Annotated in this window: 13 protein-coding genes; 8 read left to right on the forward strand and 5 right to left on the reverse strand. The window is 69.5% G+C overall.

All coding sequences use genetic code 11. The annotated features are described in order from the left end of the window. Window positions 1–752 (reverse strand): inositol monophosphatase family protein (locus G6019_RS12340; protein ID WP_182627707.1); only part of this gene is annotated, 752 nt, incomplete at its 3' end. 130 nt (window positions 753–882) lie between these two features. On the opposite strand from G6019_RS12340, the gene G6019_RS12345 reads away from it, so the two are divergent. From G6019_RS12345 to G6019_RS12365, 5 genes are all read left to right on the forward strand, one after another. Further along, the gene (locus G6019_RS12345) at window positions 883–1,527 is read left to right on the forward strand and encodes an ABC transporter permease (RefSeq protein ID WP_107757550.1); all 645 of its coding nucleotides are present in this window, start codon (window positions 883–885) and stop codon (window positions 1,525–1,527) included. Beyond that, complete coding sequence (locus tag G6019_RS12350) at window positions 1,524–2,735, forward strand: ABC transporter ATP-binding protein (RefSeq protein WP_182612318.1); 1,212 nt, start codon at window positions 1,524–1,526, stop codon at window positions 2,733–2,735. Before G6019_RS12345 ends, G6019_RS12350 begins: the two co-directional genes overlap by 4 nt. Then, window positions 2,732–3,514, forward strand: a complete 783-nt coding sequence (locus G6019_RS12355; RefSeq protein WP_107757552.1) for an ABC transporter permease — start codon at window positions 2,732–2,734, stop codon at window positions 3,512–3,514. The genes G6019_RS12350 and G6019_RS12355 overlap by 4 nt, the downstream gene beginning before the upstream one ends. Continuing rightward, window positions 3,511–4,488 carry a glycine betaine ABC transporter substrate-binding protein gene (locus tag G6019_RS12360; protein ID WP_107757553.1) on the forward strand — a complete coding sequence of 326 codons (978 nt, stop codon included), beginning with the start codon at window positions 3,511–3,513 and terminating at the stop codon, window positions 4,486–4,488. Before G6019_RS12355 ends, G6019_RS12360 begins: the two co-directional genes overlap by 4 nt. Window positions 4,489–4,557: 69 nt before the next feature. Next, the gene (locus G6019_RS12365) at window positions 4,558–5,430 is read left to right on the forward strand and encodes an alpha/beta fold hydrolase (RefSeq protein ID WP_228548886.1); all 873 of its coding nucleotides are present in this window, start codon (window positions 4,558–4,560) and stop codon (window positions 5,428–5,430) included. A 57-nt stretch (window positions 5,431–5,487) separates the two neighbouring features. On the opposite strand, the gene G6019_RS12370 is transcribed toward G6019_RS12365, so the two are convergent. Next, complete coding sequence (locus G6019_RS12370; RefSeq protein WP_182612317.1) at window positions 5,488–5,736, reverse strand: hypothetical protein; 249 nt, start codon at window positions 5,734–5,736, stop codon at window positions 5,488–5,490. A 117-nt stretch (window positions 5,737–5,853) separates the two neighbouring features. Further along, on the reverse strand, window positions 5,854–6,321 hold the full coding sequence (locus G6019_RS12375) for a hypothetical protein (RefSeq protein ID WP_182612316.1): 468 nt from the start codon (window positions 6,319–6,321) through the stop codon (window positions 5,854–5,856). 134 nt (window positions 6,322–6,455) lie between these two features. Here G6019_RS12375 and G6019_RS12380 point away from each other — a divergent pair, with 134 nt between their 5' ends. Further along, complete coding sequence (locus G6019_RS12380; RefSeq protein ID WP_107757556.1) at window positions 6,456–7,526, forward strand: FUSC family protein; 1,071 nt, start codon at window positions 6,456–6,458, stop codon at window positions 7,524–7,526. 5 nt (window positions 7,527–7,531) lie between these two features. Here G6019_RS12380 and G6019_RS12385 read toward each other — a convergent pair whose 3' ends face one another. Together G6019_RS12385 and G6019_RS12390 are read right to left on the reverse strand one after the other, a co-directional pair. After that, window positions 7,532–7,978 (reverse strand): MmcQ/YjbR family DNA-binding protein, encoded by a 447-nt coding sequence (locus G6019_RS12385; protein WP_182612315.1) that lies wholly within the window; start codon window positions 7,976–7,978, stop codon window positions 7,532–7,534. A 2-nt stretch (window positions 7,979–7,980) separates the two neighbouring features. Beyond that, complete coding sequence (locus tag G6019_RS12390) at window positions 7,981–8,871, reverse strand: cation diffusion facilitator family transporter (protein WP_182612314.1); 891 nt, start codon at window positions 8,869–8,871, stop codon at window positions 7,981–7,983. Window positions 8,872–8,944: 73 nt separating this feature from the next. Here G6019_RS12390 and G6019_RS12395 point away from each other — a divergent pair, with 73 nt between their 5' ends. Next, complete coding sequence (locus G6019_RS12395; RefSeq protein WP_107757559.1) at window positions 8,945–9,379, forward strand: NfeD family protein; 435 nt, start codon at window positions 8,945–8,947, stop codon at window positions 9,377–9,379. A gap of 51 nt (window positions 9,380–9,430) precedes the next feature. Continuing rightward, the coding region (locus G6019_RS12400) for an SPFH domain-containing protein (protein WP_375539764.1) at window positions 9,431–10,374 on the forward strand (944 nt) is incomplete at its 3' end.

Here is a 10,374-nt window from a genome sequence, read left to right on the forward strand (position 1 = left end):
TGCCGCCCGTCCGGGCCGGTGATCACACCGCCCGCCGCCTCGACGATCGGGATGAGCGCCACGATGTCGTAGGGATTCAGATCCGACTCGACCACGAGGTCCACCCGGCCCGCGGCCAGCATGCAGTAGGCGTAGCAGTCCCCGCCGAAGCGTTGCAGGCGGACCCGCGAGGCGAGGTCGTCGTAGCGCCGTCGCAACCCGCCCTGGTCTCCGAACATCGACGGGTGCGTGGTGTACATGATCGCCTCGGACAGCTCGTCGCACCCGGAGGCGTGGAGGTCGAAGGCCTCCGGACCGTCCGACCGGCGACGCACGGTCGCCCGGCCGTGGACCGCGGAGAAGGTCTCCCCCAACACCGGCTGGTCCATCCACCCCGCCACCGCGCGGCCGTTCTCCACCACTCCGACCAGCGTGCCCCACCCGGCCATGCCCGTCATGAAGGCCTTGGTGCCGTCTATCGGGTCGAGGTACCAGGTGCGCGAGGCGTCGGAGGGGCCGGACTCGCCGTTCTCCTCGCCCACCACCCGGTCCCCCGGCGCCATCGACGAGATCCCGGCACGCAGCAACGCCTCGATGTCCCGGTCGGCCTCGGTCACCGGGTCGTACCCCCGGTCGCCGCCCTTGTCCTCGGCGACCAGATCCTGGAGCTCACCGTGGAAGTGTCGGCGGGCGATCCTGCCGGTGGCGGCGAGCAGCTCGTCGAGATGCTCGATCAGGTCGGGGTCCAGTGGTCGGTCGGGCCTGGCAGTCATGGCCCCATGGTGCATCACGGCCACCGGTCGCACACCCGTTCGCGACGCGAGATCCTCGTTCCCACCCCTCCACCGCCACCCGTCCGGATAACGTGAGCAGACCGAACCGCACGGACGGAGCCGAGAGACGTTGAACGACCTCGTGGACTTCATCTCCACCCGCCGGCTCCAACTCGCCACGGATTCGTGGCAGCACGTCAGCGCGACCGTGCAGGCGGTCCTGCTCGCCACACTGCTGTCGGTCGCGGTCGGTGTGGCGGTGTACCGCAGCAGGGCCGGGTCCGCGGTGGCCACCGGCCTGGCCGCCACCGCCCTGACCGTGCCCTCGTTCGCCCTGCTGGGACTGCTCATCCCCATCCTGGGCCTGGGTGTCCTGCCCACCATGACGGCGCTGGTCATCTACGCGGTGCTGCCGATCCTGCGCAACACCATCGTCGGGCTCGACGCCGTCCCCGCCGCGACGGTCGATGCGGCGCGCGGGGTGGGGATGAGCCGGATGGGAGTCCTGGGCCGGGTGGAGATCCCGCTGGCGTGGCCGTCGATCCTCGCCGGGATCCGTGTGTCCACCCAGATGTCCATGGGCATCCTCGCCATCGCCGCGTATGCCAAGGGACCCGGGTTGGGCAACCTGATCTTCGCCGGGCTCTCCCGGGTGGGGACGCCCACCGCCCTGCCGATGGCGCTCACCGCGACCGTCCTCATCGTCGTCCTCGCGCTCGTCCTCGACGCGCTCCTCGTCCTACTCGGGCGCCTGACCATCAGGGGGAACCAGTGACCACACCCGCCGCACACGAGTCCGGCGCAGTGTCCGGCGTGCCCATCGCCCTGGACGACGTCACCAAGATCTACCCCGGCCAGGAACGGCCCGCCGTCGACCACGTCTCGCTCGAGCTCCCCGCCGGGCGCACCACCGTGTTCGTGGGGCCGTCCGGCTGCGGCAAGACCACCACGATGCGGATGATCAACCGCCTCATCGAGCCGTCCTCGGGCACCATCACGATCGACGGCCGGGACAACCGGACCCTCGACGCCGACACCCTCCGACGCCACATCGGCTACGCGATCCAGGCGTCCGGCCTGTTCCCGCACATGACGGTCGCCCAGAACGTGGGGACCGTGCCCCGGTTGCTCAGGTGGAGGAGATCGCGCATCTCCGACCGCGTGGACCAGATGCTGGAACTGGTGGGCCTGGACCCCGCCGATTACCGCGACCGCTATCCCGCACAGCTCTCCGGCGGCCAGCAACAGCGCGTCGGGGTGGCACGCGCGCTGGCCGCCGACCCCCCGGTGCTGCTCATGGACGAACCGTTCGGCGCCGTGGACCCCATCACCCGCGCCTCGCTCCAGGACGAACTCATCCGCCTGCAGGAGGATCTGCACAAGACCATCGTCTTTGTCACCCACGACTTCAACGAGGCCGTCCGGCTGGGCGATCGGATCGCCGTGCTCGGTCCCGGTTCCTCGGTCCTCCAGTTCGACTCCCCCGAGGCGATCCTCGCCAATCCGGCGGACGAGACCGTCGCCGGGTTCATCGGCGACGACGCCGCGCTCAAGACCCTCACCCTCCGGCGGGTGGGGGACGTGGACCTGGCGGGGGCGACGACGGCGAGGGAGTCGGAGGCTCCCTCGGACTTCGCCGCCCGCGTCCGCGGGACCGACGACGAGTGGGCGGTGGTGCTCGCCGACGACGGGCGCCCCCTGCGCTGGGTCCGGGGTGACCTGGTGGCCGGGATGCCGGACCTGCGTTCGGGTGGTCAGCCGGTGACGGGAACCGTCACGGTCGACTCGACGCTCCAGGAAGCGCTCGACGGACTGCTCTCGACCGCCAACGCGACCACCGTGGTGGTGGACCGGTCAGGCGCGTACCGGGGGACGATCGGGATCGACGACCTGGTGGCGGAGCTCCGGCGCATCCACCACCACCACAACGACCCTGGCTCCCCGGAGCCCACAGGCCCCACGGACACCGTGGAGCGCTCGTGAGCGCCGCGACGACCGACTCCGCCTCCCGCGCGGGGTCCCGGGCGGGGTCCCGCGCAGATTCGGCACGGTTGGTGGTGCAGCCGATCGTCATCACCCTGGCCGCGGTGGGCGTGCTGTGGTGGGCCTTCGGGACCGAGCTCGACGAGACCCAGCGGGCCTCGCTGAACGCCTCGTCCATCACCCAACGCACCCTGGAGCACGTCCAGATCACCTTCACCGTGGCCGCGATCGTCGTCGCGGTGGGGGTGCCGTTGGGGATCCTGCTCACCCGCCGCCGGATGGGTTTCCTCGCGCCCGTCGCCATCGGGATCGCCAACATCGGCCAGGCGGCGCCGGCGATCGGCCTGATCGTGCTGCTCTTCCTCGCCACCAACCGCACCGGCTTCTGGATCGGTGTCCTTCCCGTGGCCGTCTACTCACTGCTCCCGGTGCTGCGCAACACGATCGTGGGCATCCGGAACGTGGATCCGGCGCTGATCGACGCGGCGCGCGGGCAGGGCATGACCTCACGACGGGTCCTGCGCACCGTCGAGCTGCCGCTGGCGGTGCCGTTCATCCTGGCCGGGCTCCGGACCACGCTGGTACTGGCGGTCGGCACCGCCACGCTGAGCTTCCTGGTGGACGCGGGCGGACTGGGGATCTTCATCGACACCGGTTACCGCCTCCAGGACACCACCACCCTCGTGGTGGGTTCCGTCCTGGCGGTGTGCCTGGCCCTGCTGGTCGACTGGCTCGGCGGGGTGGGCGAGGTCCTGTTCAACCCGAGGGGGCTGCGATGACCACCGTGAAGCGACTCCTCGCCTCGTGCCTGGCCACCGTGCTCGTGGCGACCGGGTGTGGGCTGAGCGACGGCGGGTCCGTACCGCTGCCCGTGGGCCCCGGGCCGGACGGGACCGTCCCCGCGCTCGAAGGGGTTCGCGTGACGGTCGGCGGCAAGGACTTCACCGAGGGCGTGATCAGCAGCTATCTGGTGGAGTTCCTCCTGGCGGCCGCCGGGATGGAGGTCTCCGACATGTCCTCGCTGGCCGGGTCCAACAGTTTCCGGCAGGCCCTGGTCACCGGCCAGGTCGACATCGGGATGGAGTACACGGGCACCGCGTGGATGAGCTACCTCGGCAACTCCGAACCGGTCCGCGACCCCGAAGCGCAGTGGGTCGCGGTCCGGGACGCCGACCTCGAGGCCCACGACATCCGGTGGCTACCCCCGACCACCGTCGACAACACCTATTCGTTCGCCCTGAACCGGGACACCGCGCAGGAGACGGGCGTCCGCACGTTCTCCGACTACGCCCGGCTCGTCCAGACCGATCCGGAGTCGGCCGTGACCTGCATGGAGACCGAATTCTCCGTGAGACGCGACGGCTGGCCGGGCCTGGCCGAGGCCTACGGCTTCGACGCCGCCACGGTCCCCGTGCCGATCATGCAGCCCGGGATCATCTACCAGGCCACCGCCACCGGCCGGGAATGCCGGTTCGGGGAGGTCTACACCACCGACGGCCGGATCAAGGGACTCGACCTGGTGGTCCTGGAGGACGACCGTCGCTTCTTCCCCGTCTACAACCTCGCGACGGTGGTCCGGGGCGAGTTCCTGGACGCGCACCCGGAGATCGAGCAGGTTCTCGCGCCGCTCATCGAGGTCCTCGACAACGACGTGATGGTCGACCTCAACATGCGGGTCGACGTCGACGGCGACGATCCGGCACTGGTCGCGAGGGATTTCCTGGTGGAACAGGGACTCGTCTCCGTGGAGTGACCGTCGCCGGTCCGTGCATCCGGCGGCGAGGTGGCGAACAATCGGGGGAGGCACCCGAGGAGGAGACCCATGACCAGGAATCTGCTGTCGTCGCTCCCCAGGTCGGCGGCGCGGCTTCCGCGGATGGCGCCGGACGTGGGCCGGCTCCCGGCCGGGAGGATCGTCACCCTCACCGACGACGTCACCACCAGGCTCTACGACACGGGTGAGGATCACCTGACCCCGGTGGTACTGCTGCACGGGATGGCGGCCACCGGAATGCTCAACTGGTACCAGACCTTTCAACGCCTGCAGGGGGAGTACCGGCTCATCACCTACGATCAGCGGCGCCACGGCATGGGCGACGGTGGCCGGTTCGACTTCGACTCCCTGAGCGAGGACGTACTCCGGGTGGCCGACCACCTGGAGCTGGACCGGCCGGTCATCGGCGGGTACTCGATGGGCGGGATCGTCGCCCAACTCACGGCCCGGCGGGACCCGTCCCGGCTCGGGGGTCTGGTGCTGGCCGCGACCGGGACGGGCGCCCAGCGCAACGCCCTGGAGAGGATCACGCTCGGCTCGTTGACGCGCGGGGCGCCCGCCCTCAACGCCGTACCCGTCGAGGTGGCCAGACAGATCGACGACGAGGTGCCCGGCGCCTACACCTGGGCGATACGCGAACTGGCCTCCGTGCCCCTCGCCACCCACCGGACCGTGATCGCGGAAGTGGCCCGGTTCAACTCCACGTCGTGGCTCCACGAACTTGACCTCCCGGTCGCGATCATCAAGACCATGCGCGACATCGCCTTCCCCCGGTGGATCCAGGACGAGATGGCCGATCTCCTGCCGCACAGCGCGGTGTTCCCGATCAGCGCCGGTCACGCGGCCTGCGCGACGCACCCCGGGAGGTTCGCGCGTCGGATGCGCACGGCGCTCGGCTGGGTGGTGTCCAACAGGCACTGAGTGCGGTCCGGGAGCGGCGCCGACGCCACGGTCCGGGCGCCTGTCCGGTCGGCGGGACTAGAGCGCCGAGTACCGCACCACCGTGATGACGAAGACCACGATCGCGATCCCGCCGAGGACGACGCCGGCCAACCCCCGCCGAGGGTCGGGTTCCTCGTTGGTGAGCCACCCCGTGGGCCATCGCGCGAGCAGCCCGAACGCCACCGCCATCAACGCGGCGAGGAACGCGATGATGTTGAGCAGGGGAACCCAGGACAGCGCGAGGGAACCCGCCCCCAGCACCAGTGCCCGGGTGCCCAGGTCCATGCTCCCGGACGGTCTCCTCCTCGGCATCCTCGTCGAGTCCTTCCTCTGCCGGCCGGGCTCGGAACGGGGGCGCGTCGGCATGGGACGAGTCTAACCGCGCGCGTCCGCACCCCCGTCTCAGCTCAGGAACTGGCCGTCGACGAAGCCGGCCAGCAGTACCGCGAACCCGCCCATCTCACCCACGATGAGTGCCACCATGCCGACGTGCGTCGCAGCCGAGGCACCGTCGAACTGGTTGGTCGTGTCCTTCAGGGCTCCGTGCACGATGTAGCTGGCGATCGCCACGACGAAGAAGAACACCAGGACCCCGGCCGCGGCGAGGTTGACCCAGGTCGGCCAACTACTCAGCTCCACGAACACGGCGATGAGCAGCGTCGCGAAGGAGTACAGCAGGGCCGCCCGGTGCGCGATGTCGACGTACGGGTGCGCGAGGTGGTCGGCGCTCGTCGCCATCTGCCGGTATTTCCACACCCCCAGCCCCAGGGCCAGCAGGAAGATCAGCCCGGCGGCGAGCAGCGTGAGCCGCGTGTCCGGGCCGAGTTCGACCGTCGCCGCCGACAGGAGGTGGGAATCGAGGGGGTCCATGGGTCCTTCCGAGGGCGCCGGACGGCACCGCCGTCCTTCGTGACAGCTCCGACCCTAGGGCAGAGCGCGCTGCCGCGCGGTGACCTCCGGGGGTGCGGTGTCGTCCCTCCCGGAGAGCCACGAGAATGCTCGGTATGCGACGACTCCGAGAACTCGCGGGCCGGCCCGACGTCACGACCGATCTCCTGCAGATCGTCAAGAGTGTGATCGCCGCCACCGCCGCGTGGTGGCTGTCGGCGCACGTGCTCAACTCACCCCTGCCGTTCCTGGCGCCCTGGACCGCGCTGCTCACCGTGCACGCCACGGTCCACCGGTCATTGTCCCGCGGAGTACAGACGACTGTGGCGTCCGCGATCGGTGTCGGGATGTCCTTCCTCATCGGCTATTACCTGGGCGTCAGTGTGTGGACCTTCGCGCTGGCGATGTTCGTGGGGCTGGCCGGAGCCCGGATCACCTGGATCAGGGACGAGGGGGTGGCGATCGCCACCACGGCGGTGTTCGTGCTCTCCAGCGGATTCTCCGATCAGCAGCCCCTCCTGCTCGACCGCATCCTCGAGGTCGCCGTCGGGGTGGGGATCGGGGTACTGGTCAATCTGCTGATCATCCCCCCGGTGCGCGACCAGCAGGCGTCCAGCCACGTGGACAGCATCGACCGCCGGCTCGGCGACATCCTCATCGACATGGCCGATGAGTTCTCCACCTCATGGGAGACCGACAACGCCGACGCGTGGCGTCGCGAGATCGAGTCGGTGTCCGAGGAGGTCGAGACGGCGTGGGGGACGGTGAACTTCGCCCGGGAGAGCCGACGCTCGAACCCCCGTCTGATCCGGCGACGCCTCGGTGGCGCACGGCAGGTCGGCGAGAGCGTCGACTACGCGGAGGTGCTGAGCCGCGTCGACGAGGCCGTCTCGCACATGAGGCACCTGATCCGGACCCTCCACGAGGCCACCTACACCGAGGGGCCATGGGACGAGCGTTTCCGCAGCGAGTGGGCCTCGATCGCGCGGGACGCCGGCCGGGCGATCGCCGATCCCGACGCCGAGATGGACTCCATCCACGACAGGCTGATCGGGTTGACGCACTCCATGGCGGAGGACGGCCGACTGCCCCGGGACTCCTGGCCGGTCTACGGTTCGCTGCTCACCAGCATGCTCCACATCGCGCTGCTCATCGACGACGTCGCCTCGGAGCGGACCGTGCGGTAACCCGCCTAGTGATCGTCCCGGTCGGCCTGGCGCCGCAGATCATCCAGTCTGGCGACCCTCCTGGCGCCGGCGAGTTGCCGATACGAGGATTCGACCAACTCGGCGACCTCGTCCCAGTCCACAGTGCCGGGATGCCCCGCCCCCGCCCCGGGCCGGTCCAGTGGCAACGCCCGCCATCCCCGGACCCCCACGTAGGCGGGCACCACGAAGCGCTCGTCCAGGTCGAGGGCCGGCAGGTCTTCGGGATCGGGGAGGAACAGCAGGGCGCGATCGAGTCGAGACCCCGAATGCTCGCCCTTCACGGCGCCGCCGTAGGTGGCGAAGACCCTGGTCGTGTACCAGTTCGGTCGCCCGTGCGAGATCTTCTCCGCAGCATCCGGAAGGGCCAGGCAGATGCGACGAACCCGGGCGAGCAGTGGATCGGAGTCGTCGAACATGACGGGGTGGCCCACGGCTACAACCTCACGTCGTTGTAGGCCCGCTCGTCCTCGATCGGTTCGAGGTGGGTGGTGATGTGGGAATGCGGAAGCGCGGCGTGGATCTCCTGCTCGACCGTCTCGACGAGGTCGTGGCCCTGATCCACACTCCAGTCACCGGGGACGAGCGCGTGGAACTCGACGAACCTCCACCTGCCGGATTCGCGTGTCCGCAGCTCGTGGAAGTCGACCCGGCCGGGCTGCCGATGCCTGTCCAGCACCTCCTGGATCGCCCGGTTGTCCTCGTCGGGCAGTGTCGCGTCCATCAGCCCCATGCCGGATTCGTGGACCAGCTTGTACCCGATGAACAGGATGTTGAGCCCCACCGCGAGCGCGACGATCGGATCGAGGAACTCCCACCCGGTGATCCACACCAGTGCCACGCCGATCACCACACCGACCGAGGTCACGACGTCTGTCATCAGGTGTTTTCCGTCAGCCTTCAGGGTGGGTGACCGATGCCGTGTCCCCGCCCGGATCAACAGGGCGCCGACGACGCCGTTGACCACCGCGGCCACGACCGAGATCGCGAGACCCAACCCGAGTGACTCGATCGGCACCGGATTGATCAGGCGCTCGACGCCCGTGTAGAGGATGAACGTCGAGGCGACGAAGATCATCGCGCCCTCGACCCCGGCGGAGAAGTACTCGGCCTTGGAGTGGCCGTACTGATGGTCGTCGTCGGCCGGGCGCTCCGCGACCGTGATGGCGATCAACGCCACCACCGAGGCCACCAGGTTGACCACCGACTCGGCCGCGTCCGAGAGCAGGCCGACCGACCCGGTCACCCACCAGGCCGCCATCTTCAGCGCGATGGTGACGATCGACGTGGCCACCGACAACCACGCGAACTTCTGCAGAGTCGACACGTCGACTCAGCGTAGTCCGACCGCGAGACGACGTCCCCCCTGCCGACCGGCGGATGTCGGTAGGGTCGTAGGCATGCATGGAGGACTTGTCTGGCTCGCAGTAGCGGTGTTGCTCGCCGCCGGTGAGGCGGCGGGGGGCGAACTCTTCCTCATCATGCTCGCCGGGGGCGCACTCGGCGGGGCGGCGGCCGCCGCACTCGGCGCCCCGATATGGGGACAGGCCCTGGCCTTCGCCCTCGTCTCGATCATCCTCGTCGCGGGTGTGCGACCCCTCGTCCGCCGCCGCATGCTGGCCGCGCTCCCCGAGCACGACACCAACACCGCTGCCCTGACCGGACGCGACGGCACCGTGATCGAGTCGATCGGGCCGTCCGGCGGTCTGGTCGAGATCGCCGGTGACACGTGGACGGCACGCCCGCTCATCGAGGGCGAGACGTTCGACGCCGGGGACAAGGTCCTCGTACATGAGATCGACGGGGCCACCGCGATCGTCGTGCGTGGACTCTAGAGCACGCGGGTCAGACACACAGCCGACACCACGACACAATTGGAGGAAACCATGGAAGGCTTGATCTTCCTCGCCGTCATCGTCATCCTGATCGCCTCGGTGGTGGTGAGTTCCGTGAAGCTCATACCGCAGGCGGAGGCCGCGGTCATCGAGCGGCTCGGGCGATATCAACGGACCGCGAGCGGCCAGCTGACACTGATCATCCCGTTCATCGACCGCGTGCGCGCCAAGGTGGACCTCCGCGAGCGCGTCGTGACCTTCCCGCCCCAGTCGATGATCACCGAGGACAACCTCACGCTGAGCATCGACACGGTCGTCTACTTCCAGGTCACCGACCCGAAGTCGGCGGTCTACGAGATCAACAACTACATCATCGCCGTGGAGCAGCTCGCCACCACCACCCTGCGCAACGTCGTGGGTGGCCTCACCCTCGAGCAGACCCTGACCAGCCGCGACATGATCAACAAGCAGCTGCGCGGGGTGCTGGACTCGGAGACCGGACGATGGGGCCTGCGGGTGGCCCGGGTCGAGCTGCGGTCGATCGATCCGCCGCCCTCCATCCAGGACTCGATGGAGAAGCAGATGCGTGCGGACCGCGAGAAGCGCGCGACCATCCTCACCGCCGAAGGTCAGCGCGAAGCCGCAATCACCACCGCGCAGGGCGCCAAGCAGGCCGCCATCCTCGACGCCGAGGGCAACAAGCAGGCCGCGATCCTGTCCGCCGAGGCCGACCGCCAGTCGCGCATGCTGCGGGCCCAGGGTGAGCGGGCCGCCCGGTACCTCGTGGCCGAGGGTCAGGCCGCGGCCATCGCCCGCGTCAACGCGGCGGTCAAGGCCTCGAAGCCCACCCCGGAGATGCTCGCCTACCAGTACGTGCAGAATCTGCCGGAGATGGCCAAGGGCGATGCCGCGACGATGTGGATGATCCCGTCGCAGTTCGGCGATTCGCTCGAGAACTTCGCCAAGGCCGTGGCCAAGAAGGACGACGACGGGGA

This window comes from Dietzia sp. DQ12-76 (assembly GCF_014145045.1).
GTDB lineage: Bacteria > Actinomycetota > Actinomycetes > Mycobacteriales > Mycobacteriaceae > Dietzia.